The following is a 26,601-nucleotide window of genomic DNA, read 5'->3' as shown; positions in this document are numbered from 1 at the left end:
TTATTTGGCGTTTGCTTTTCAATCGTGGTTGATTGTTCTGCAACGCGAACCGTTCCTTCATTTGCTGATGAAACCTGCTTCGTTGAAACAGCCTTCTTCACCGTTTCAACCTTCGATGATGATTGTCCTGCCGCTGGTTTAGCGGTTTGAACAGGTTTCTTCGATGATTGAACGTGTTCAGTTGGCTTTTCAACTGATGTCTGAGGCTTCTTAGCTGGTTCACTCGGCTTGTGTTCTGGTGTAACTGGCTTCTTGTCCGGTTCACTCGGCTTGTGTTCTGACGTAACTGGTTTCTTATCCGGTTCACTCGGCTTGTGTTCCGGTGCCGCCGGCTTTTTGTTCGGTTCACTTGGTTTGTGTTCCGGTGTGGCCGGCTTCTTAGCTGGTTCACTCGGCCTGTGTTCTGGTGTTGCCGGTTTCTTGTCCGGTTCACTCGGCTTATGTTCCGGTGTAACTGGCTTCTTGTCTGGTTCACTTGGCTTGTGTTCCGGTGTGACCGGCTTGTCCGGTTCACTCGGTTTGTGTTCTGGTGTTGCCGGCTTCTTGTCCGGTTCACTCGGTTTGTGTTCCGGTGTTGCCGGTTTATCAGCCGTGTAGACGACATTGACAACTTGATCAGTTGAATTTACTGAAACGTTGTTTTCAGTTTCAACTGTCTTTTGCATTGGCGTGTAGCCCTTCACAGTTGGCGATTCAACTGCGTTGTAGCTGTCACTGCCGTTTGGTTGCCAGTCAGTATAAGTTACTTGACCCGTAACTTCGTTGACCGTTGCGTTCCGCGTAAACGTAATCGTTTGCGTTACGCTTGGCGCCAACTGTTTACCGTTCGCATCCACGTAATTGATCGTCCGGGTAACCGTCTTCGTTAAGTCAAGCTTCTTCGGATTATTTTCCGGCGTGTAGTTGCTTGTCTTTTCCGTAAACTTGATCGTGAAGTGTTGTGTTACTCCGTCTTCGCCAAAGATTTGTCCGTTTGTTGGATAATCATTGCTTACCAATTGGTAACCTTCACTTTCGTACTTATCAATTACTGCCTGTGGATCGTAGCTTGACGTTGAACCGTATGGGCCGGTCAGCGTTGCGGTTGACAATACTTTGCCGGCTGTTTCATCAACATACGTTACCGTTGCTGTTTCATTGTTTGCCGTGTAGACAACGTTCGTTACGGTGTTCGTTGCCGTTGCTGGAACGTTATTGACCGCGCCAACTTGGGTCGTGCTTGGCGTGTAACCCTTAACGGCTGGTGATTCAACTGCGTTGTAATCATCGTTGCCGCTTGGTTGCCAATCAGTATACGTTATTTGACCCGTAACTTCGTTGACCGTTGCGTTCCGCGTAAACGTGATCGTTTGCGTTACGCTTGGAGCCAATTGCTTGCCGTTGGCGTCCACGTAATTGATCGTCCGGGTAACCGTCTTCGTTAAGTCAAGCTTCTTCGGATTATTATCCGGCGTATAGTTCGTTGTCTTTTCCTTTAATTGAATGATGTAGTGTTGAACCACTCCATTTTGGCCAAAGACTTCGCCATTTGCTGGATAATCACTCTTTACAAATTGATAGCCTTCGCTTTCATACTTATCGATCACTGCTTTTGGATCATAATCTGAAGCTGTTCCAAAGTCACCCGTTAAATCATCTGTTGATAAAACTTTGCCAGTTGTGATATCAATATATGAAACCGTCGCCTTTTCTTTATCAAGGTCATACGTTACGGTTTGCGTGATATTCGGATGATTTTCAGCAACGTTATCCAATGCACCAACCGTTTGGATATTTGGAGTATAGTCCCGAACCTTTGGTGAAGCAACTGGTGCAAAATCATCTGCCCCTTCAACCTTCCACGGTGAATATGTGACTTGGTGAGTTACTTCATCAACCGTTGCGGTCCGTCCAAACGTGATCGTTTCGATCTTACTTGGTGCAGCTTGATCACCGTTTGCAAATTGATACTTGATCGTCATGGTAATCTTGTGACTCAATGTCAATCCCATTGGGTCGTTATCTGGCGTCAAAGTTTCAACCTTATGCTTCAACGTGATCGTGTAGTTCTTCACCGTTCCATCCTGGTTGAAGACGACGCCACCTTGTGGATAATTGTCGCTAACAACTTCATAGCCTTGATTTTCAAGCTGCTTGATCGTTGCCGCTGGACTGTAATCTGACGTTGAACCGAATGGGCCCGTCAAATCAGTAACTGAAATTGTCTTCCCCGTTGTTACATCCACAAATGTAACCGTTGCTTTTTCTTCGTTTGGAGTATAAACAACGTTCTTCACAATGTTACTTGCATTGGCAGCCACGTTATTCACAGCTCCAACTTGAGCAACACTTGGAGTGTAGCCCGTAATGGTTGGTGAATCAACGGCTGGGAAGTCGTCATTGCCAACTGGAGTCCATGCGCCGTAAGTTACTTTGCCGGTAACTTGGTCTTTTGTTGCTGTCCGGGCAAACGTTACTTTATTTGTTACGCTTTGAGCGGCCGTTTTACCGTTTGCATAAGTATAAGTAATCGTTTCGCTGACAGTCTTCGTTAAGTCCGCAACATTATCCGGATTGTTTGTTGTTGAGTCGCTTGTCACTTTGTGTTTCAAGTGAACAACATACTTATTCACATGTCCTGGGTTGTTGAAGACTTCACCGTTTGCCGGATAGTCATCGCTGACTAATTGGTAACCGTGATTTTCAAAGTTCTTGATTTGACCTTGAATATCATAGTTAGCTTTTGAGCCGTATGCCCCGGTTAAGGTTTGCTTATTCAAAACTTTGCCGGTTGTATCATCAACATACGTTACCGTTGCTGTTTCTTGGTCAGCAGTATATGTGACAACTGTTGTTTGATCAGCACTTGTTGGCGTGACTTGCACTGGTCCAACAACTGATTGACTTGGCGTATAGCCCGTAATCGTTGGTGAGTCAACTGCTGGAAAGTCATTGTTTGCAGCTGTCCAATCGCTGTATGTTACTTTGCCCGTAACATCGTCTTTCGTTGCGGTCCGCGTGTACGTGATTTGAGCAGTATGCGGTTGACTAGCAGTTGTGCCGTCAGCATATTGATACTTGATCGTTTGGGTGATCGTGTGACTCAAATCTAAGTGATCTGGGTTATTCGTTGCGGTTTCCGTGGTTGTCTTGTGCTTCAAGTGGATCGTGAAGGTTTGCACTTTTCCATCTTGGTTGAAGACCACTCCACCTTGTGGATAATCATCACTGACAACTTCATAACCTTGACCTTCAAGTTGCTTGATCGTTGCGGCTGGACTGTAACTTGAAGTTGTGTCATATGCGCCAGTCAAGTTTGCAACCGTAATCGTCTTGCCGGTCGTATCGTCAATATACGTTACCGTTGCCTTTTCTTGATTTGGAGTATATGTCACCGTTGTAGTGTAATCTGGGGTTGCTTCGCTCACGTTGTTGATTGCATTCACAACACTTTGGCTTGGCGTATATCCTGTGATTGCTGGACTGTCAACTGCTGGGAAGTTCGTCCCATCAACTGGCGTCCATGCACCGTAAGTTACTTTCCCCGTAACATCGTCCTTCGTTGCATCCCGGTGGAATGTCAACGTAACCGTCTTGCTTGGAGCGGCTTCTTTGCCGTTACTGTAAACGTACTTGATCGTTTCTGTAACGGTATGATTCAAGTCTAAGCCGGTTGGGTTGTTATCATCCTTGTGCTTCAAGTAGATATTGTAGTTCATAACCGTTCCGTCTTGACTGAAGGTTGCGCCGCCTTGTGGATAAGAATTATCAACAAGCTGATATCCTTGATTTTCGTAATCTTGGATCTGTTGTTGCGGATCGTAGTTGGCCTTCGTGTTGTATGCGCCGGTCAAGGTTACGACTTGCAATGTCTTGCCTGTTGTTTGGTCAATATACGTTACCGTAATCTTTTCCTGATTTGGAGTGTAAACAACGGTTTGGGTTGAATTTTGGTCACCTGGTTTAACTGCAATTGCTGCTGTTTGAGCAACACTTGGAGTATAACCCGTAATCGTTGGTGAAACTTCTTGAGGAAAGTTGCTGATTGCAGGTGTCCATGGAGTGTATGTGATCACGCCGGTTACATTGTTCTTCGTTGCGTCCCGCGTGAACGTTACACTTGCCGTCTTTGAATTTGCCGCCGTTGTCCCATCTTGATATTGATACTTAACGGTATGCGTTACCGTATCGGTCAAATCAAGGTTGGCAGGATTATTACTTGGGGTATATTGCGTTGTTGTTTCAGTTAAGTGAATTTGGTAAACCTGTTGTTTGCCATCTTCACCAAAGACTGCCCCGTTTGCTGGGTAATCATTACTTACTAATTTATATCCTTGTTTTTCGTAACTTTGGATCTGACTGTCTGGATCATAATCCGACTTCGAGTTGTATGCTCCGCTTAATGAAACGGTCTTGATCACCTGACCAGTTGTGTCGTCAATGTATTGAACACTTGCTGTTTCCTGGTTTGGAGTATACGTTACCGTGACATTGTCCGCCGGAGTATTGACGTTAACCCCTGTAACTGCCGAAACGACCTTTTTGTCTGGAGTGTAACCCGTAATTGCCGGTGAATCAACTGCTGGGAAGCTTGTCTTCCCGCTTGTCCAAGGAGTGTAGGTGATTGCACCGGTTACTTGATCCTTCGTTGCTGTCCGCGTAAAGGTAATTGAACTCTTCTTCGTTGGAGCAGCCTGCTTACCATCGCTGTATACGTAGGTAATTGTTTGCGTAACTGTCTTAGCTTGGGTTGATTGGGTCATCTTATGCGTCAATCCAATCGTGAAGTTTTGAACCTTGCCGTCTTCGTCAAAGTCCACTCCGTTTGCAGGATAGTTATCACTTGAAACTTCGTAACCTTGAGCTTCATATTGTTGAATGACACTTTGCGGGTTGTATGAATCCGTTGTTCCGTATGCGCCCGTTAAGGTTACGGTTTGCAATGTCTTGCCGGTTGTTTCATCAACAAATGTAACTGTCGCCTTTTCTTGATTTGGTGAATAAGTTACAGTTTGAACATTGTTTGCAGATGTTCCCGTCAAATTATCCACAGCAGTTGTTGCTGTCGGATTTGGAGTATAACCCGTGATCGTTGGTGAAACAACTGATGGGAATGAGTTGCTTCCCGTTGTGGTCCAGTTTGTGTAGCCCACGATCTTGCCTGTAACGTTATCCTTCGTTGCGGTCCGCGTGAAGGTAATTGAAGTTGTCTTCGTTGGCGCAGCTTGCTTACCTGTATTGTAAACGTACTTAATCGTTTGCGTTACCGTGTTGCTAAGATCAAGGCCATCCGGGTTATTTGTTGGCGTTTCGGTTGTATAAGTGTGTTTCAAATGAACCGTAAAGTGTTGCACTTCACCGTTTTCATCGAACTTAACTCCGCCATTTGGATAGTTATTGCTTACAAGTTGGTAACCTGCTTTTTCAAGCGTACTGATTTCAGATGCTGTTGAGTAATCTGAAGTTGAGCCGAATGCCCCGGTCAACGTAACCGTCTTGATCGTTTGGTTCGTTGTATCGTCAACATACGTTACCGTTGCCGTTTCTTCATTTGGCGTGTACGTAATCGTTTGCGAGCTATTAGCACTTGTAGCTGTTACCCCTGAAACTGCCGTACTTGAAGTTGCACTCGGAGTGTAACCGGCAATTGTTGGCGTCGTCACTGAACTAAAGGTTCCAGATGCTGGACCCCAGTTGCTGTATGTGATCGTTCCTGTAACGTTATCCTTCGTTGCGGTCCGCGTAAAGGTAATCTTTTGCGTATTATCCGGTTGAGCTTGACCGCCGGTACTGTATACGTAATGAACTGTATGCGTAACCGTATTGCTTAAGTCAAGACCAGCTGGGTTATTCGTTGAAGTATATGTTGTTGTTCCGTGCTTCAAGGTAACCGTATAGGTTGGAGTTACGCCATCTTGACTGAATGTGATTCCGTTAGCTGGAACGCTATTGTTTACAAGAACGTATCCTTGCTTTTCATAACCTTGAATTACAGATGTTGGGTCGTATGCAGTTGTTCCGTCATAAACCCCATTGACCGTTACGGTTTGAAGCGTCTTTCCGGTTGTTTGGTCAACGTACTTCACCGTTGCCGTTTCCTTATTTGGGGTATACGTAATCGTTTGAACGTTATCCGGCGTACTTTCAGTCACATTATTAACCGCTGTTGAAGCCGTTGCACTTGGAGTATAGCCAGTGATCGTTGGTGATTTAACTGCTGGGAAATCATCGTTTGAGCTTGCAACTGTCCATGGCGTATACGTGATTGCTCCAGTGACTTCGTCTTTCGTTGCCGTCCGGTTGAATGTAATTGAAGCCGTTGCGTCTGGAGCAGCTTGCTTTCCGTTACTGTATACGTAATGAATCGTTTGCGTTACCGTGTGCTTCAAATCAAGGCCATCTGAATTTGAAGGCGTAAAGGTTTCCGTTGCTTCCTTCAAGTGAACTTGGTAGTTTTGTACAACGCCGTCTTTGCCGAAGACTGCCCCGTTTGTCGGGTAATCATCGCTGACTAATTGATAGCCTTGTTTTTCATATGAGTCGATCGTGGCTTGCGGATTGTAATTTGAATCCGTGTTGTAAGCCCCTGTTAACGTTTCGGTTGATAACGTTTTTCCGGTCGTATCGTCAATAAACGTTACGGTTGCCTTTTCTTGGTTTGGCGTATACGTAACCGTGACCGTTGAATTTGAGTCCGTTGCTGCTACTGGTGATGCTGCCACTTGGGTTTGGCTTGCAGTGTAGCCCGTAATTGTTGGGGACGTTACGGCCGGGTATTCAGCGTTGCCCGTACTTGTCCATGCAGTATAGGTAACCTTGCCCGTGACGTTATCCTTCGTTGCCGTCCGGGTAAACGTTACGGAATTCGTTACTGGGTTAGCTGCTTGTGAACCGTTTTGATATTGGTAATTAATCGTCCGGCTAACCGTCTTTGTCAAATCAAGGTTATCAGGATTGCTTGATGGGGTTTCAGTTATTGTCCCGTGTTTCAAAACAATTTGGTAAACCTGATTTGAGCCATTCGTAAATGTAATTTGATTATTCTTAACACCGTTTGAAACTAACTGATAGCCCTTAGCTTCAAGCGCTTTGATTTCACTTGTTGGATCATAACTGACGGTTTGACCAAATACACCATTAACGGTGTCAGTCTTAATGATCGAATTATTGTCCGTTTGATCAATGTATTCGATCTTTGCTGATTCGTCATTGGCGTTATACGTAATTGTTTGCGTGTTATTGCTTGCACCTGGAGCGACCGTAACCGCTGTTGATGAGGCTGCACTTGGCGTGTAACCTGCAATCGTTGGTGATGTTACGGCCGGGAAACTCCCGCTTGCCGGGGTCCAAGCGCCGTAAGTAACTTGCTTTGTTACGTGGTCATATGAAGCACTCCGGGTAAATGTAACCGTCGTTGTCTTCGTCGGAGCAGCTGTTTGCCCTGCTTTTCCTGTATTTGAACCGTAAACATAGTTGATCGTTTGGTTAACTGTGCTTGATAATCCAGCAACGTTATCTGGGTTATTGGTTGTTGTATCTTGTGTAATATTGTGCTTCAAAACAATCGTAAAGGTTGGGTCAGCCCCATCCTGATTGAAGGTATAACCATCCGTCGGGTATCCGTTTGAAACTAAAAGATATCCTTGCTTTTCATATGATTCAATTTCACTTTCAGGAGAATACGATGACTTGGTATCATAGGCTCCCGTTTCTGTAACTGTATCTAAAACTTTATTGTTTTCTGTTTGATCAACAAACTTAACCGTAAACTTCTCCTGATTTGGATTGTACGTTACGGTAACCGTTGAGTTGGTTGAACTTGGGGTAATGTTGCTTTGAGCAGCCACCGTTGCTTGATCAGGCGTATACCCCGTGATCGTTGGGGATGTTACGGCTGGGTATTGACCCGTTGTTGGCGTCCATGCCCCGTATGAAATTACCTGGTGCGTTACTTGGTCAACCGTTGCGGTCCGCGTAAATGTAACTGTCTTGGTTACTGAGTCAGCAGCCTTTGTCTCGGCTAATGAGCCAGCATCCTTGCCGTAAACATAGTTGATCGTTTCACTGACCGTCTTTTGCAGATCATCAGTTGGCAAATTATCTGGATTGCTTGAAACCGAATCCGTCCGGGTCGCATGCTTCAAAACGATCTTATATGTTGGCGTTGTGCCATCATAGTTAAAGTCGATTCCTCCAACGGGAAGGTTATCACTGACAAGTTGGTATCCTTGTTGGATATACTTCATCAATGTTGGAGCCGGGTTATAACTGCTTTGAGTTCCATAATTCCCCGTTAAGGTTACTGATGACAATACCTTGCCCGTTGTTTCATCGTAGTATTGGACAATTGCGGTTTCCTTATTCGGTGTATACGTGATGGTTTGCGTATTGTTTTCCGGATTATCTGGATTGACCGTAACTGCCGTACTTTCAGTTGCACTTGGAGTGTAACCCGTGATCTTCGGTGAAGCAACTTGAGGGAATACTGAACTAGCCGGGGTCCATGCACCATTTGTGACGACTCCAGTAACATTATTCTTTTCAGTTGGCCGCGTGAATGTGATCGTTGTTTCATGCGGATCAGCAATTTGATTGCCGTTTTGGTCAACATAGTTGATTGTTTGCTTTACCGTTTCGGTTTGCGTTGAATCCGTAACCCCTTCTGTAAAGTCGACCGTGTATGTTGATGCACTCTTACCAAAGGTAATGCCAGTTGATGGGAATCCATCCTTAACCAAGACATAACCTTTTGATTCTAATTGACTGATTGCACTCTTCGTTGAGTAATCAGATGTCGAACCATAATTTCCTTTTAATGTAACTGATGTAATTAATTGACCAGTTGTATCGTCAACGTATTTAACCGTAACTGATTCTTGAATCGGGGTATAAATGACCGTTGTTGGTGCGATCGTGTCGCCTTCTTCAACGTCCGTTACCGCAGGAACAACGCTGACCGATGCCGTGTAACCTGTAATCGTTGGCGATGTTACGGCTGGAAATTCATTCGTTGATGAAGTCCATTGACCATAAGTATATTGGTTCGTTACATTATCACGCGTTGCTGTCCGGCTAAACGTGATCGTTGCGGTGTGCGGCGTTGCTGCTTGTTTCCCGTTAGAATATTGATAATTGATCGTTTGGGTAACCGTTGACGTTTGCGTCGTTGTAGTCGTTCCGTGAGTAAAGTAAATGTTGAATGTTTGCGTACTTTCGTTAAATTCAATCGTTGCTCCGCTTGGAACATCACTCTTCGCTTTATCAAGGACGTACCCGTTATCTTCAAATCCCGCAATGTACTTTTGCACATCGTTTGGAATCGTTGTTCCGTGGTCCCCGCTTTGGGTTGTTGTATAAACTAACTTGCCGCCATCAGTTTCATCGTAATAATTAAAGACAACTGTCCCTTGAATCGGGGTGTAAACGATCGTCTTTGAAATATTAGCGGTCGTTGCTGAAACGTTTGTGATCATCGGCACTTGCGATTCATTTGGGGTGTAACCCGCAATTTCCGGTGCGTCAACGGCTGGAAAATCAACCTTGCCGCCAACCGGTTGCCATGCAGTATACGTCCCGTTGCTATTCTTTGTCCGGGTAAACGTAATTGTTGCCGTATACGGAGCCTTTAATTGATTTCCATTTTCGTCAACAAAGTAAACGGTTTCCGTAACCGTTGTCTTCGTATCTGATTGCGGTGTTTGAGTTCCGCCATTCTTCGTGTAAATAATTGTTTCCGTTAAATCCGCACTATCAGATGAAATTGGAACTACTCCGCTTTCTGCCTTGCTTGGCGTGTATCCCGCAATCGTCGGTGATTTCACTGACGGAAATTCAGCTGGGTTAGTGGTTGTCTTCCAATTTGAATATGAAATTGCCCCTGTAACGTTATCCTTTGTCGCTATCCGCGTATACGTAATTGTTTGGACAACACTTTGAGCTGCTTGTGATCCATCAGCATAAATATATTTAATCGTGTTCTTAATTGTTTTTGTCAGATTTGGCGAATCTGGCGGAAGAACAGTCGATGTATGTGTCAAATCAACTTCGTAGCTTTGGCTATCTGAATTAGTGAACACTAACCCCGTTGACGGAATCGTACTCCGTTCAACCTTATAGCCTTCTTTTTCGTACTGAGCAATTACGCTTTGATAATCATAGTCTGGTTTAGTGCCGTAACCACCTTGAAGAACCTTCGTTGACAACACTTTGCCTTCATCGGCATCGTAATACGTAATTGTCATTGATTCTTGGTTCGGATTATACGTAACTGTTTGGTTATCACTGCCACCCGGCGTTGCCGTTACGGCTGGAACCGTAACTTGGCTTGGGGTATAACCCGCAATCGTCGGTGATGTTACAGCTGGTAAACTCGTTGAGTCGCTGGTTGTCCAGTTGCCAACTGTTTGTTCACCCGTAACTTCGTCAGTTTTTACTGTCCGGGTAAAGGTTACGGTTGTAGTCTTCGTCGGCTCTGCTTGATTACCGTTGGCATATTGATATTTAATTGTTTGAGTATAAGTTGATGTTTGGGTTGTTGTGTCAATTTTATGAGTTAAATAAACGTTATATGACGTCGATGATCCATATGAAAGAACTCCATTTGCCGGTAAATTTGATTTTGAAATCTGATACCCTGAAAGATTTTGATTGACAAATTGTTGAGCGTTGTAATCAACACTTGAACCGTATGCTACCTTAACATTATCTGTATCAACAATTGTCCCTTCTGCCGAATCAATATAATTTACCGTGACTGTTTGCACATTTGGAGCATACGTATACGTTACCGTTTGTGATTCTGATGAAACCAGTCCCGATGAATTGGCAGGCGTTTTAACCAAATGGTATCCCTTAAAACTTTCTGCACTTGTTGAATACGTATCGCCAACATATGGGGTGGAATCAGAATCACCTGTCGGAGCCGTATATTCTGCTGTTCCAGTTCCTAATATTTTTCCGCTCTGAGTTACATACTTGACCGTTACCGCTCCACCCTGTTTTCGTACCGGTTGAAAAATCAAAGTATAATATGCCGAAATTTCATTATAAGGCCCAGTTATTGTAATCGGTAAATCAGCAATATACTGGTAACCTTCGTTTTCAATTGTAGTAACTATTGTTTCCAAATTAGCTTCCACCTGGTAACCGTACATGTTAGTGTACCCTTTCGGTGTATGCACTGTTTCCCCAGATGTGGTAACAAAATAAATCGTCCAATCGCCATAAGAACTCTCATTTGCATCTAAAACTGAATTGTGTGAACGAACCCGCGCAACATCTTCCGCTTTAACTGCATTTTTCAGGGTCGCTTCAGTATCATTTGCTTGGTCTTCTTCATCATTCTTCCGGTTAGCGATCACTGGCGTACTTTGAACAAGCTTTGTTCCGGCATTGGCACCTAAAACAGAATCTTCCTTGTTTGTGAGATCACTTGCCAATGCTTTATCAGCCGTTACGCCAGCAATCTTGCCCATTGAACTTGCAGTTGAAGCACTTGAAGAATGCTCTGCGCTCTTCTTTGAAGCGCCAACTGAACTTGATGAACCTTGAACGCTTGAAGAGTGCACTGAAGAAGCTTCTTCACTTGATGAAGATGCTTGCTTGCTGCTTGATGATTTCACAGCTGATGATTGTTTGCTTGTTGATGAAGCTGAACTGATTGATGAGCTGCTTTGAACCGAACTTGAAACTGATGAATCAGTTTGAGATTGTGATTCGCGGCTTGAACTAATTGAACTTGATTTTTGACTAGCACTCGCTTCAATCACTGAACTTGCAACTGATTGCGGTTGCATGTGAATTGAAGAAAATGACCGTGCATTGATTTTTGACGCACTTGAAGAAGATACTTCTTCGACTTCTTCATTGCGGCTGCTTGATGAAATGTTTGCGGCCCGAACTGTGCTGACACCTGCCCCAATCCCTAATGATAAAAAGGTAATTGAAGATGCCACCCAGAACTTGCCTTTTTTATATAACTTTACACGATTATAACGATTTCCAATATAACTCTTACTCTTCATTTTATTCTCCCCATTAAATTTATATATATCTTCTATCTACGTTAATTTAACCCTTATAACTACTCATTAGTTTTACATAGAAGATTATACCAGTTATTCGGGACAAGTCGAATCAAAAGCCTTTATATTCAGGCTTTTTAAACAATTTTTAAACTTTAAACAAAAAAGGAAATTTGATTTTCATCAAATTTCCTTAATCTTCAAACTTTGATCACATTATTGCCCTGTTTGACCCTGTTTTTGGGCTGGTTGACTTTGATTATTCGCAGTCTTGGATGTCGCATCTTGGTTATTCTGCCCTGATTGCTGGTTATTTCCATTCTGACTTTGCGTTGAATTTTGATTTTCTTGACCTGAAACCGTGATTTGAACATTGATTGAACTTGGGCTAACCGCAATGATTCCATTTTGAATGGTGTCAATCGGAACCGTCTTCGTTGTATTCGATGTTACCCCGCTAACGGGAACAGCCACGTTCAAACTTTGCAGCCGGCTTAACGCCTGTTTCGTTCCCGTTACCGTAACGGTCTTCGTATCCGTCGATAAACTGTAATTTTTCGTATTATCGCCGCCGCCACTCGCAACTAAGTGGATATTAACCTTCTTAGTGGTTGTGGCCGCATAAATCGGAACCGTTGCCTTGACCGTTGTCGGTTCAATTACAACGTTTAACGGTTTGCCATTTTCATCAAGGGCTTCAAGCGTTACGTTTTGCGTAACTGAATGTTGAACGCCCTCCGGCAAACTAACATTGGCGACCACGTTTGTTACCGCGTTGATCGAACTGCGCGAACCGATCACCTTTGCCCGTGAATAGTTGCTGGATGCAATTCCGGCAGCGTAGCCGTTACCGATCAAGGTTGAATCAAACCGGACTTGAATTGGGAAGGTTGCCGTTGCCTTCTTACTGATCGTAACCGTCACTTTTTCAGGTTGAACGTTCGCGCTCAATTCGTGACTAACACCTGAAACTTTTAACTTAACAGTGTGTTTTCCAGGCTTTAAGCCTTCCAAGTCAGCATACGCTTGAAAGTTTTTAGTATTTTCTGCCGTTTGAACAAGGGCTGCCGGACCGTTGATCTTAACCTTAACGTTTTCCGGATAACCTTCAACAAAATACTTGGAACTGACATTCACCTTCAATGGCACCGTGACCGTTGCTGACTTTTGGGTCGACAAGGTGGCTTTATTCGCTGCCCCATTCGTGTTTGCCCCGGTATCAGTTGTTACATACCCAAAGAGGAAGCATGCAAAAATCAAGGAAATAATGGAATATACAAATTTCGTGTTTGACAATTTACTGAATTTCAATGTTTCCGCCCCCTCTTATGAGCTGTATGGCCTGCTGCGTGACTGTTCCGGTTTGCCTTGCGGGCTTTCATCTTACTGAAGAACCGGACAAAGACATTCTTTTGCTTCTTCTCTTCTGCCGGAACTAATTCATTGTGTAACAACTTTAAATAATCTTGCCGGGTCAAGTTCCGAATCAATTCGTTGTTCTTCGTGATCGTAACTGCCCCGGTTTCTTCTGAAATAACGATCGTCAACGCATCCGTCACTTCACTGATTCCGACGGCTGCCCGGTGCCGCGTTCCTAATTCTTTCGGAATCAAATTACTTTCTGATAGCGGCAAATATGCGGCCGCAACCGCAATCCGGTTATTCTTAATAATTACCGCACCATCATGCAACGGCGTGTTCGGAATGAAGATGTTGATCAGCAATTCACCACTGACATCGGCATCCAACGGAATCCCCGTTTCAATGTAATCTTCAAGCCCGGTATTCATTTCAATCGTCATTAAAGCCCCGATCCGTCGTTTTGACATGTATTGAATCGCCTTATCAAGGGCTTGGATCATCTTTTCTTGGGCTTCATTCTGCTTCTTTTTATTATTAAAGAACAGCGACCCGCGTCCTAGATGCTCGAGACCGCGCCGAATTTCCGGTTGAAAAATTACGATGATCGCTATGATTCCCCAGTTAATAATCTGGTCTGTGATCCACGAAACCGTCCGAAGTCCTAAATACCAACTGATCAATTTAATAACGATGATCACTAAGACACCTTTAAAAAGCTGAACCGCCTTTGTTCCGCGTAAAAGCATCATCAATTTGTAAATTGCATACCAAACAACTCCAATATCCAACAAGTTGATAAAGTGTTGCCAGGTAAAAATACTGCTTAAGAATCCCATTTTGTCCTCCTCGTTCAGCGTATATATTATAATTGTATCATGAAAACAATTTTAAGAAACCGCAATAAACCGTTAATTCTTATTAACTATTCATTAAATTGATTTTTTTGCCTGCAAAGCCATTCCAAAATTGGTACAATGGTAATAATACTTTTTGGACTTTCTTCGAACCGAGGTGTTTTCAATGAATAAAAAAGTTCAATGGATCGTACGGCTGCTGTTTATCTTCTACATGCTGTACATTGGCGGCGTAATTGCGTCTGGCAAAGCATTATACAGTTTCTTGCTGCTGAATACTTTTCTGGCATACATTCCGATTGAGATTGGAATGCACATCAATGAAAAACAGCCCCGCTGGTTGTTCGTCATCCTCTTTATTTTGTGGCTGTTATTTTATCCAAATGCCCCATACGTTTTAACTGACCTCTTCCACTTAGCAAAAATCAATCCTTACAATGCCGTTACCGGATTGATGGTCTTTAAGCTTCGCATTTGGTGGCACTATGGCAACTTAGTATTCAGTGCTTTGATGTCCAGTCTTTTTGGCGTTTGGAGTCTCTCATGTGTCAGCAAGGTAATCGCCAAGCGGTTCAAAAAGAACAGTCCGTTTTTTGAAATTTCGATCGTTGGGATTTTGATCCTTGCTTCTTCGATTGGGGTTTACATTGGCCGGTTCTTACGGCTTCACACCGTTTACCTGTTCATGGATCCGCACGGCGTGATCAACGACTTGATCCAAATGTGGAATATCCGCATGCTGGTTTTTGTCATCTTGATTGCCGTCTTCCAAGCATTGATCTGGTTAGTGATGAATATTTACCGCTCAACGTTTAATAAATTTGAAGAATAAAAAATAAGCTGTGATGTAAAATCACAGCTTATTTTTTAATCACGGTGCTTTCCGTTCTTGTCTAATAATCCTTTACCTAATTTTTCTGAACCTAATTCAGTAAAGTCATAGTGAAGTTTAGCATTGTCGTTGAATTCGTCGATTGCGAGTTGAATCAACTTATCAATTAAATCTGAATAACTGATTCCTGAAACTTCCCATAATTGAGGGTAAAGTGAAATGTTAGTAAAGCCTGGCAAAGTATTTACTTCACCTAAGTATGGAACACCATTTTCATCAACTAAGAAGTCCATCCGGGCTAAACCACGGTTATCCAAGGCTTTAAATGCCTTAACTGACATTTCTTGGATTTCCTTTGTTAATTTTTCTGGTAAATCAACTGGAATCTTGAAGACAACGCCTGAAGCATCAACGAACTTGTTGTTGTAGTCGTAGAATTCATCCCCGTTGACGTCAACCGCACCAAGCTTTGAGTACTTCGGATCGCGGTTTCCAAGGACTGAACATTCAACTTCCCGCGGATTCTTGATGGCTTCTTCGACCATTACCTTGTAGTCGTAACGGAAGGCTTCTTGAATCGCATCGTTGTATTCTTGTTCAGTCTTGACCTTGTTGATTCCGACTGAAGAACCTTGACGAGCAGGTTTAACAAACATTACGTCGCCTAATTCTTCCTTAGCCTTGCTGTATGGATGTTCATCAACCGTTTCAGGTGTAACGACAAAGTACTTTGTGTTCCGAACTCCGTGCAACGTTAATAATTGCTTCGTTAAATCCTTATCAAATGAATTAGCTGATGAAGCAATTCCACTTCCGATCCATGGCTTATTCAATAAGCGGAAAAGACCTTGGATCGTTCCGTCTTCCCCCATGTTTCCGTGAATTACCGGATAGAAGACATCAACATCCTTTACTTCAGATAAGTTTTGGATGTTTGCTAACGGATTTGAAAAGTCAACGTCCTTCGTTGCTTCTGCAACCACTTCATCCTCTGGTTCGCCATTGAAAATCCGAAGAGAGTCTTTGTTACCAAGTAAGAAACCTTGCTTCGTAAACATGAAGACTGAAACTTCGTATTTGTCTTTGTCTAAAGCGTCATAAATGTTGTGAGCCGAACGCTTTGAAACGTCATGTTCAGATGAGTTTCCGCCAAAGAATAATGCAATATGTAATTTCTTTTTGCTATCCATTTACTTAATCACCTTTTGTTTAAAATTTTGTTCGTACATAACTTGAAACCCAAGTATAGCATAATTTATTATCATCTGCACCCAATTGCCCTTAAAAAAGACGAATTTCAGCCAGGCGTTTGTGCCGCTTGCTCTTCTTTAAAAATTCTTCGCGGGATTTTGCCATGGTAGCTTCAAACCGGTGAAGGCTATCAATATCCCATAACGGCATTGCGCGCTTTTTCCGGATAAATTCCTGATTTCCGATTGCCTGTTCGATTTTCATGACATCGTCGATTTTCGGACATTGACTGTGGTCAAGCATTCCGACCGGCCGCCCCTGTTTGAAGGCGTGTTGTAAAGCGGACTCTGTCTTCCCGTTTTGATCGGTTTCAACAACCACTAAACCATCAGCAAGACCGCTTTCCCATTCATCACGGGCTGCTAAGAATTGACGCCGGACAATCGCCCCCAGGCTGTAGGTTGACATTAATGCACCGCCGTTATCAATGATTTCTTGAGCAAAATCCTTATTCTCTTTCGGATAGATTGGCTGTTCCAAACTATGGCCTAAAATGGCAACCGTTGTGCCGCCAGCCTTCAATGCGCCGGTGTGGGCCGCCGTATTCGTTCCAACGGATAATCCACTAACCACGGTCAGCCCATCCTTGGCAAACTGATATGCCATCCGTTCCGCCATTTTGTAACCAAGTTCCGTTGGCCGCCGGGTTCCGATAAAACCTACTGACGGTCCTTGAAGAGCCTTAACGTTTCCTTTGACGTAAATAATCAACGGATAATGATTCAAACTCCGCAAGTTATCCGGGTAATCTGCATCTTGATAATTCAAGATTTGAATTCCATAACTGCGAGTCTTTTCCATTAATTTCCGGGCATCCGCAAGCATGTTTTTCCATTTTTGATAATCCAGAGCGCCTTCGTTAATGCGCCGGTTAATCGTTGAATTACGGTGCATGTTCCGGAAGTTTTCCAAAATCAGCCGCGGCTTAACGGTATCAAAAAACTTCAACACCGTCTTCGGACCAACGCCCTTGATCATTTGCAAAGCTAAAATTAATTCTGTAAGTTGATCGCTATCCATTTTAATTCCTCTTATTCCATAAATTACTATTCTAAGTATAAAGGTTATCGAAATATTTTAGAAATTAAACGCATTAAAAAAGGCTGCGACCTGCGCCGCAACCTTCTTTATAATCGGGTTCCAAAACAAACGAGCTACTTGGAAGTTCGAAAACCTCCGAATCGACGCTGACGTGATTCGTTCGCTTTTCTACTTCCACCACGCTCGTTTTGAACGTTTTGTCACACCTTAATTAAAATCTGAATTATTACTAAACATGTAACTCTTATGGTGATACCTCATCGACATGATCAGGCCGATCCCAATCATGTTCCCGATCAACGAAGATCCCCCTTGACTAATAAATGGTAATGGAATCCCCGTTAACGGAAGTAATCCGATACTCATTCCAATGTTTTCAAATACGTGGAATAAAATCATCATAATAACCCCGGTTGAAATGTATGCGTAAAATTCATTCCGGGTTTCAAATGTTACTTGAACCATTTGGAAAATCAATAACAGATAGATGAAAATCAAGACACATCCACCAATAAAGCCAAAGTTTTCCCCGATAACCGAGAAAATCATATCAGATTCCCGAACAGGAACGTAAACGTTTGAAACGTTGAACCCTTTTCCAAATAACTGACCCGAACCAATGGCTTCAATACTCCGCCATAACTGGTAACTTGAACCGGTCGTGTTATTTTCAGGGTGCAACCAAGCATCGATCCGTTGGAATTGATAGTTCTGGAATCCTAAGTGCAGCAGCACTTCCCGGTTAAAGACCGCAAAGTAAATTGCGATTGCCCCAATAACGAAGAATGCCCCGAAGATTGGAACAATAATGCGCCATGAAATTCCGGAAATTAAAACCATTCCGCCGAAAATTGCTAAGAAAACCAACGTTGTCCCAAAGTCATTTTGAAGTTTTAACAAAATAACGATCGGCAATGTCCAGAGAAACATTTTACCAAGCAACTTCCAATCCGTTTCAATCGTATGCTCAGGATACAAGGAATTATGCTCGGCAATCACCCGCGCCAGCATCAGAATATACGCGGGTTTCATCACTTCAGACGGCTGGAAAGTCAATGATCCGATTGCAAACCAGCTTTTCGCCCCTGTTTGAGCCGCATACGAACGACTATACAGGAAAAGCAACAGGAACATCAGCGTGATTCCGATGCCGTAAGCAACCGGGGCCACTTTCCATAACTGCTCGGCGTCAAACTGCATGATGATCACGACCGCGATGATTCCGAACACATACCACATTGCCTGTGAGACTAACGTTTTAGTTACACTCGCATTACTTGTATCGTGCTTAACGGCAACGTAAATCGAAAGCATCCCGATTACGGCTAAAACAAGAACTGAGAAAATGATTCCCCAGTCGATCCGGTCATCATTACTTTTTACCCGCCGGTTATTTTTCGTATTACCCAATTTTAAAGCTCCTTTGCGTAATCATCCTATGAGTGTAAATGGTAATGACTGATCAAAATATTAACTGCTTCTGAATGGCTTTTCACACTGAACTTTTCGCCATCTGGAAGACTGGCAGTAAACTTATCATCTTCAGGTTTGACCGTTCCCAAAGACTTTTCACCTAATTTTAATTCAGCAACCGTTACCCCATTGATTACCTTTTCATCTTCAACTAATTCAATCGTTTTAGTTTTTTTTGACACACGCTTACCTCCTTAAAGTTATTTATTTAAATGTTCTTCATTGTAAAAGAAATTTTCATTGGGATCATCTTTCCAGCTTTCATTTCGCTGCAAGCTGAAATGATCTGGAACGGGATCATATCCACCCTTTACAAACGGATTACACCGTAAAATGCGCGCTGCAGCCATCAAGCCGCCTTTCAATGCTCCAAACTTTTGAATTGCCTGCAAAGCATAGTTCGAACATGTCGGGTAATACCGACAACTTGGCGGAAACAACGGTGAAATAAACCGTTGATACTGATGGATGATCCACGTAAAAATACGTTTAAACATTTCGATTATCTCTTTTGATTTTCGCTGCCAAGAATTTTTTCAAGCAAAATTCCCGTTCCGACAGCAACATCATCTAACGGTGTATCTGAAATATTAACCGGAATGTTTAAATTATCCATCAGTAATTGGTCCATGCCGTCAAGCAATGCACCGCCACCCGTCATCATGATTCCATGATCGATGATATCGGCTGCAAGTTCAGGCGGAATTACTCCTAAGACATCCTTTGCTGCTTCAACAACGTTCATCATGGTTTCATTCAACGTTGGTTCAACATCGTCAGACTTCAAGGTAATTGTCCGGGGCAGTCCTGAAACTGTATCCCGGCCACGAACATCGATTTCTTCATTCCGGTGTCCTGGAACAACCGTCCCAATTTCGATTTTTACCTTTTCAGCAGTCCGTTCACCAATTTGTAAATTATACTTCTTCTTTACAAAGTTTAAAATATCCATGTTCAACCGGTCACCGGCAATCTTCAATGATCGGCTGGCAACAATATCACCTAATGAAAGGAACGCAATATCACTTGTTCCCCCACCAATATCGATGACCATGTTTCCAAACGGTTTGAAGATATCTAAGCCAGCTCCAACAGCCGAAACTTTTGGTTCAAGTTCCAAATAAACCTGTCCGCCGCCAATTTTTTCAGCAACTTGGCGAATTGCCTTATGTTCAACGTCCGTTGTATTCGTTGGGCAGCAGATCATAATATTTGGTTTTGACATGAACCCCTTAACATTCAGCTTCTTAATGAAGTATGAAAGCATTTGTTCCGTAATATCAAAATCTGCGATCACTCCGTCTTTTAACGGGCGGATTGCCCGGATACTTCCCGGTGTTCGGCCAACCATTTGATAAGCTTCTGATCCAACAGCCAGAACCTTATTTGATTTTGAATTGACAGCTACTACTGAAGGTTCGTTTAATACAATTCCTTCACCTTGGATATTGATCAGCACATTGGCTGTACCCAAGTCAATCCCAATGTCTTTTGCCATAGCAATTCTCCTTTAATAATCATTACTCAAAATTAAGGATATATCTCGATTATTATACCATAGAATCATTTTTGAATTCACGTAAAATCAAGATAATTGTTAGTACCAAAAAAGGGACTGTTCCAAAATCCAGCCCCTTATTACTTAATAATTTGATTAATTTTTAACTTCGCTGTTGATTTTCATTTCGTTTCCGGTAATATCATTGACCCGCTTGATTTCTGCACCCAATGAAGCAAGCTTTTGATTAAAGTGCCAGTATCCCCGATCAAGATATTCCAAATGGGTTACTTGCGTGATGCCCTTTGCGATTAACCCAGCAAGGATCAACGCAGCAGCGGCCCGCAAGTCAGTTGCAGCAACTTCAGACCCGCTAAAGTTTGTTGGACCGTTCAAGACAGCGGCATTGCCTTCAACCTTAAAGTCGGCATTCATTCGCCGTAATTCTTCCAGGTGCATGAACCGGTTTTCAAAGACCGTTTCCGTTAATGTGCTTGTCCCATCAGCTGCTAATTGCGCAACACTGATTTGCGGTTGCATATCAGTTGGGAAACCGGGATGCGGCATTGTCTTCACGTCTGCTGGTTTAAGTTTTTCCGGTCCGATTACGCGAATACCGTCATCTTCCCGAATTATTTGCGCACCCATTTCTTCAAGTTTAGAAATTAATGGTTTATTGTGTTCTTCAACGGCATCTTTAATCAAAACATTCCCATTGGTGATTGCAGCGGCAACCATAAATGTTCCGGCTTCGATCCGATCTTGAACGACCGTGTGTTCAACCCCATGAAGGTGATCAACACCAACAACCTTGATCGTTTCTGTTCCAGCACCTGTTACGTGTGCCCCCATCTTATTTAAGAAGTTGGCAAGATCAACGATTTCAGGTTCCCGGGCAACGTTTTCAATGATCGTTGTTCCCTTGGCTAAGGTTGCGGCCATCATAATGTTTTGGGTTGCTCCAACACTTGGGAAGTCAAGATAGATGTTAGTACCCTTTAAACCATCCGTTGTGGCTTCGATATAACCATCGTTGCGAATGATTTTGGCACCCATTGCCTCTAACCCCTTCAAGTGCAGATCAATCGGCCGGGAACCAATTGCACAACCCCCAGGCATTGCAACCTTCGCATGTTTAACCCGTGCCAAAAGCGGTCCTAAAACAACGATTGAGGCCCGCATCTTTGAAACATATTTGAATGGTGCTTCGTATGATAGTTCATCGGTTGAGTCAACCGTAATTTCTTTTTGATCTTCATCAAATCCAACTTTAACATTTAAAAAGCGGATCACATTATTCATTGTAAATACATCTGATAAAATCGGGACGTTATGTAAAACCGTGCGGCCTTCAGTTGGAAGAATCGATGCAGCTAAAATTGGCAAAACCGCATTTTTTGCTCCTTCAATTTCAACCGTTCCATTTAACTTGTTTCCGCCGCGAACAATAATTTTTTCCAAGTCTAATCCTCCATTACAATAGATATCCTAAATTTCGTACACTATCGATGAAGTTTAGGAAAAACTGACTTACTAAAAAGCCCAGGGCCGTTGAAACCAAAATAAGAAACAGCCGAAACGTCCGTTGCCGTTCCTTATTGACATAGTAATCCAGGCGCAAATCGCGCAAGATCTTAAACGTAATCAGGATAAAAGTAAAGTTACTGATGATCGTCAGTAACGCATTTAATCCAATTTGTCTCATTAACCCCTCACCTCTCAGTTTGCAATTATAATATCATAGTTGTCCTTTAGATAACAATATTAATGATAAGTATATCTTGCATACCTAACTAATATACACCCTTTTATATCAAATAACATTAATTTTTAAATTAACTTAATATTCGTAATTAAATGATTAAATTATAGAAAAAGAGGCTATGACTTTCGTCATAACCTCTACGTTTAGTTAAAAGCTTAGTTTCATTAATGGCCTGAAATCTTGATCCGGTTTAAAGCCCGCTTCAATGAAATTTCAGCCCGCTTTAATTCTTTTACATCATGTTCATTTTGTGCCTTTTCGATCCGTTCTTTAGCCCGATCGCGTGCACGTTCTGCCCGTGATGTATCGATATTTTCTTTTCTTTCAGCTGCTGAAGCAACGATTGAAAGAACGTTATTTGAAAATTCTAAGAATCCACCGCCAATGGCAATTTCATCATATTGATCTTCTCCAGTCTTGACCCGCACTTCATCGATTGCCAATGAAGCTAACACAGGAGTATGGTTCGGCATAATTCCAAGTTCACCTTCAGCAGTCTTACAGATTGCCAAAGTAGTCTTGTTTTCATAAACTTCACCATCTGGAGTTACAACAGACACTGTTAATTCAGGTTTGTCACTCATTTGACGTTCCCTCCTTAAGCATTAGCTGCCAATTTCTTAGCTTTCTTTACAACATCTTCAATTGTTCCGACACTCCGAAATGCTTCTTCTGGAAGATCATCATACTTCCCTTCAAGAATTTCCTTGAATCCTTGAACGGTTTGTTCAACTGTTACGTATGATCCCGGGAATCCATTGAACTTAGCAGCAACGTGGAAGTTTTGTGATAAGAACAATTGGATCCGCCGTGCACGTGCAACAGTTAATTTTTCTTCATCAGATAATTCATCCATTCCAAGAATTGAAATGATATCTTGCAATTCACGATAACGTTGCAATACGTGTTGAACTTCGGTTGCTACTTGGTAATGTTCTTCACCAACAATTTCAGGAGCCAACGCACTTGAGGTTGAAGCAAGCGGGTCTACGGCTGGGTAAATCCCCTGTTGCGTCAATGAACGTTCCAAGTTAGTTGTGGCATCCAAGTGAGCGAAAGTGGTTGCTGGAGCAGGGTCAGTATAGTCATCGGCAGGAACATAAACCGCTTGAATTGAAGTGATTGAGCCCTTCTTAGTTGAAGTGATCCGTTCCTGTAATTGACCCATTTCAGTAGCTAAGGTTGGTTGGTAACCTACGGCTGAAGGAATCCGTCCAAGCAAGGCTGAAACTTCTGAACCAGCCTGAGTGAACCGAAAAATGTTATCGATGAAGAGCAAAACGTCTTGTCCTTCAACGTCACGGAAGTATTCAGCAATTGTTAAACCAGTCAAAGCAACCCGCATCCGGGCACCAGGTGGTTCGTTCATTTGACCGAATACCATGGCTGTTTTATCTAAAACGCCTGATTCCTTCATTTCAAAGTAAAGGTCGTTTCCTTCACGTGTCCGTTCACCAACACCGGTAAATACTGAGATTCCGCTGTGTTCTTCAGCAATGTTGTGAATTAACTCTTGAATTAAAACAGTCTTCCCAACACCGGCACCACCGAACAAACCAATCTTTCCACCTCTGATGTATGGAGCAAGCAAATCAATAACCTTGATCCCCGTTTCCAAAACTTCAGTCCCTGGATTCAATTGATCGTATGCTGGAGCATTGCGGTGAATTGGATCACGACGATGATCTTCACTAAATTTAGGACCGTTATCGATCGTGTCACCTAAAACGTTAAATACCCGTCCTAAAGTATCTTTACCAACTGGAACAGAAATTGATGAACCTGAGTCAATAACTTCTGCACCACGCTTCAACCCATCAGTTGAATCCATGGCAACAGTCCGCATAACTCCGTCCCCCAATTCAAGGGCAACTTCAAGAACCAAGTCTGAACCATCTTCACGTTTTACGTGAAGCGCGTTGTCAATTTCAGGTAAAGATTCATTTAGAGGAAATTCAACGTCAACAACAGGTCCGATAACTTGTACTACTTTACCAGAACTCATTCGTAATTCCTCCTAATTTTATTCTAAGGCAGCTTGAGCACCTGTAATTTCAGTAATTTCAGTTGTAATTGCACTCTGCCGTGCCCGGTTGTATTGCAATTGCAAGGTTGAAATAATGTCATCTGCGTTATCTGAAGCAGATTTCATGGCTGTTGAACTTGAAGCATGTTCGGATGTCTTGGCATCCAAAATTGCACCGTATACTAAGCTTTCAGCATATTGCGGCAAAACAACTTCCAAGATTGCATTTTGAGAAGGTTCAGCATCGTATGCTGGAGCTATTTGGCCTTCTTTAGCTTCTTCAAGTCCGTCATTTTCCAAATCACCAACATTTTCAGCAGTAATTGGAAGCATCTGTTCAGCACGAAATTCTGACGTTAAGGTGTTTACAAAGTGGTTGTAACAAACGTATAATTTGTCGAATGCTCCGCTTGTAAACATCGTAACGATTGCTTGAACAATTGGCCGAACTTCTTTAAATTTCGGCACATCATTAACACCTTGATATTCGTATCCGATGTTAAATCCGCGTTGTTTAAAGAAATCTGCACCAGTTGAACCGATTGCTAAGATCACAATGTCATCTTTCTTGTTGTCAGCTTTGCTTACGTTATCAATCAACGTCATTGTTTGTTTTAATACCGTACTGTTGTAGCTTCCAACTAAGCCCCGATCTGATGTGATCACAACAATTCCGACCTTCTTGACCGGACGTTGTTGCAACATTCCCAATGAACTCATCGGATCATCGCTCTTCTTTGATGAGCTGCTTACTGAGATACTATCTAATAAGTGTGATTTAGCAAGATGAGTGATTACACTCCGAATCTTGGCGGCATAGACTTGATAACTTGCTGTATGTCTTTGAATTTGATTCAATTTTACAGTTGATACCATTTGCATGGCATTTGTGATTTGTTGTGTTTTCTTGGTCGAATTGATCCGACGCTTAACACTTTGTAATGAACCAGCCATCAGCCTTCACCACCCTTTCTATTTGTTGCTTGCTTGGAAAGTATCAGCATAATCCTTGATTGCAGCATCAAGTTTTGCTGTATCTGGTAATTGACCAGTCTTCTTAATTTCGTCAAGCAAGTCTTTGTGATTATTGTCGAAGTAGTCAAACAATCCATCTTGGAACTTCGTAATATCATCGATCACAACTGAGTCTAAGAAGCCGTGAGTCAATGCATAAAGGATTACAACTTGTTTTTCAACAGGAAGTGGTTTATGTAACGGTTGCTTCAAAACTTCAATTGTCCGACGACCACGATTCAACTTAGCTTGCGTAGCTTCGTCCAAGTCAGAACCGAATTGAGTAAATGATTCCAATTCAGCATATGAAGCTAAGTCCAAACGTAGTGTTCCGGCAACTTTCTTCATGGCTTTGATCTGAGCGTCACCACCAACACGTGAAACCGAAGTTCCGGCATCGATCGCAGGACGAACCCCAGCATAGAACTTATCACTGTCCAAGAAAATCTGTCCATCAGTGATCGAAATAACGTTAGTTGGAATGTATGCTGAAACGTCCCCGGCTTTTGTTTCGATGAATGGCAAAGCAGTCATTGATCCGCCACCAAGTTCATCACTTAACTTAGCAGCCCGTTCGAGCAAACGTGAGTGCAGATAGAAAACGTCACCTGGGTAAGCTTCACGGCCAGGAGGTCTTCTCAAGATCAATGAAAGTTCACGATAAGCATCAGCCTGCTTTGTTAAATCATCATAAACGATCAAAACGTGTTTACCGTTGAACATGAATTCTTCACCCATTGCGGCTCCAGCATATGGAGCGATGTAAAGCATTGGAGCAGGTTCTGAAGGACCAGCTGAAACAACGATTGTGTAGTCCATTGCGCCAAACTTGCGTAATGTTTCAACTTGTTCGCGAACAGTTGATTCCTTCTGTCCAATCGCAACGTAGATACAAATCATATCTTGATCTTTTTGGTTTAAGATCGTATCGATTGCCAATGATGTCTTCCCAGTCTTCCGGTCACCGATAATCAATTCACGCTGGCCCCGACCAATCGGAACTAAAGCATCGATCGCTTTAATCCCAGTTTGAAGTGGTTCTGAAACAGATTGCCGTTCCATAACACCCGGAGCTTTTCGTTCTACTGGACGTGTCTTATCGGTTTTAATTTCGCCTAATCCATCAATTGGTTGTCCTAATGGGTTTACGACCCGGCCGATCAATGCGTCCCCAACAGGAACTTCCATGATTCGGCCAGTCCGCTTAACAGTATCACCTTCGCGGATTCCCTTGTAGTCACCCAAAACAACGATCCCAACATCTGTTGATTCCAAGTTTTGAGCCATACCGAATACTCCATTTTGGAACTCTACCAATTCACCAGACAAGGCATTATCGAGACCGTTAGCACGAGCAATACCATCACCAACATAAGTAACAGTACCAACTTCATCAACAGATAGTTCATCTTTATAATCTGCTAATTGTTTCTTAATAAGAGCACTGATTTCCTCAGCCTTAATGCTCATAAAAGTCTCACCT

The 26,601-nt window shown here is 42.8% G+C and carries 16 protein-coding genes; 1 reads left to right on the top strand and 15 read right to left on the bottom strand.

Going from position 1 to position 26,601, the window contains the following annotated elements; translation table 11 throughout:
• The 3 genes from FC33_RS01560 to cdaA all read right to left on the bottom strand — a co-directional run.
• Positions 1–12,002 (bottom strand): mucin-binding protein (locus tag FC33_RS01560; protein ID WP_202813762.1); only part of this gene is annotated, 12,002 nt, incomplete at its 3' end.
• A 216-nt stretch (positions 12,003–12,218) separates the two neighbouring features.
• On the bottom strand, positions 12,219–13,313 hold the full coding sequence (locus FC33_RS01555) for a CdaR family protein (protein WP_057826869.1): 1,095 nt from the start codon (positions 13,311–13,313) through the stop codon (positions 12,219–12,221).
• Complete coding sequence (gene cdaA, locus FC33_RS01550; RefSeq protein WP_057826868.1) at positions 13,310–14,200, bottom strand: diadenylate cyclase CdaA; 891 nt, start codon at positions 14,198–14,200, stop codon at positions 13,310–13,312. Before cdaA ends, FC33_RS01555 begins: the two co-directional genes overlap by 4 nt.
• A 184-nt stretch (positions 14,201–14,384) precedes the next feature.
• Between cdaA and FC33_RS01545 the strand changes: the two genes are divergently transcribed.
• Complete coding sequence (locus tag FC33_RS01545) at positions 14,385–15,050, top strand: DUF1361 domain-containing protein (RefSeq protein WP_057826867.1); 666 nt, start codon at positions 14,385–14,387, stop codon at positions 15,048–15,050.
• A 35-nt stretch (positions 15,051–15,085) separates the two neighbouring features.
• Here the strand turns inward: FC33_RS01545 and FC33_RS01540 are convergent, their stop codons facing one another.
• The 12 genes from FC33_RS01540 to atpA form a co-directional block, all read right to left on the bottom strand.
• On the bottom strand, positions 15,086–16,240 hold the full coding sequence (locus tag FC33_RS01540; protein WP_057826866.1) for a D-alanine--D-alanine ligase family protein: 1,155 nt from the start codon (positions 16,238–16,240) through the stop codon (positions 15,086–15,088).
• A gap of 91 nt (positions 16,241–16,331) precedes the next feature.
• Positions 16,332–17,321 (bottom strand): DNA-processing protein DprA, encoded by a 990-nt coding sequence (locus tag FC33_RS01535; RefSeq protein ID WP_057826865.1) that lies wholly within the window; start codon positions 17,319–17,321, stop codon positions 16,332–16,334.
• Positions 17,322–17,549: 228 nt separating this feature from the next.
• The gene (locus FC33_RS01530) at positions 17,550–18,752 is read right to left on the bottom strand and encodes an FtsW/RodA/SpoVE family cell cycle protein (RefSeq protein WP_057826864.1); all 1,203 of its coding nucleotides are present in this window, start codon (positions 18,750–18,752) and stop codon (positions 17,550–17,552) included.
• 26 nt (positions 18,753–18,778) lie between these two features.
• Positions 18,779–18,997, bottom strand: a complete 219-nt coding sequence (locus FC33_RS01525) for a DUF2969 domain-containing protein (protein WP_057826863.1) — start codon at positions 18,995–18,997, stop codon at positions 18,779–18,781.
• Positions 18,998–19,015: 18 nt separating this feature from the next.
• Complete coding sequence (gene yidD / locus FC33_RS01520; protein WP_057826862.1) at positions 19,016–19,312, bottom strand: membrane protein insertion efficiency factor YidD; 297 nt, start codon at positions 19,310–19,312, stop codon at positions 19,016–19,018.
• A gap of 5 nt (positions 19,313–19,317) precedes the next feature.
• Positions 19,318–20,313, bottom strand: coding sequence for a rod shape-determining protein (mreB, locus tag FC33_RS01515; RefSeq protein WP_057826861.1), 996 nt, complete (start codon positions 20,311–20,313; stop codon positions 19,318–19,320).
• A 156-nt stretch (positions 20,314–20,469) separates the two neighbouring features.
• Positions 20,470–21,774, bottom strand: coding sequence for a UDP-N-acetylglucosamine 1-carboxyvinyltransferase (murA, locus tag FC33_RS01510; RefSeq protein WP_057826860.1), 1,305 nt, complete (start codon positions 21,772–21,774; stop codon positions 20,470–20,472).
• A 13-nt stretch (positions 21,775–21,787) separates the two neighbouring features.
• Positions 21,788–22,018 (bottom strand): DUF1146 family protein, encoded by a 231-nt coding sequence (locus FC33_RS01505; protein ID WP_057826859.1) that lies wholly within the window; start codon positions 22,016–22,018, stop codon positions 21,788–21,790.
• A gap of 224 nt (positions 22,019–22,242) precedes the next feature.
• A complete protein-coding gene (locus tag FC33_RS01500; protein ID WP_057826858.1) occupies positions 22,243–22,662 on the bottom strand; it encodes a F0F1 ATP synthase subunit epsilon in 420 nt (139 codons plus the stop codon).
• Between the two features lie 14 nt (positions 22,663–22,676).
• A complete protein-coding gene (gene atpD / locus FC33_RS01495; protein ID WP_057826857.1) occupies positions 22,677–24,083 on the bottom strand; it encodes a F0F1 ATP synthase subunit beta in 1,407 nt (468 codons plus the stop codon).
• Between the two features lie 18 nt (positions 24,084–24,101).
• Positions 24,102–25,058, bottom strand: coding sequence for a F0F1 ATP synthase subunit gamma (locus FC33_RS01490; protein WP_057826856.1), 957 nt, complete (start codon positions 25,056–25,058; stop codon positions 24,102–24,104).
• Between the two features lie 18 nt (positions 25,059–25,076).
• Positions 25,077–26,588, bottom strand: a complete 1,512-nt coding sequence (atpA, locus tag FC33_RS01485) for a F0F1 ATP synthase subunit alpha (RefSeq protein ID WP_057826855.1) — start codon at positions 26,586–26,588, stop codon at positions 25,077–25,079.
• Positions 26,589–26,601 lie beyond the last annotated feature (13 nt).

The sequence above is a fragment of the Ligilactobacillus aviarius subsp. aviarius DSM 20655 genome, assembly GCF_001436315.1.
Classification (GTDB): Bacteria; Bacillota; Bacilli; order Lactobacillales; family Lactobacillaceae; genus Ligilactobacillus; species Ligilactobacillus aviarius.
This window is presented reverse-complemented; position numbering and strand designations above follow the sequence as displayed.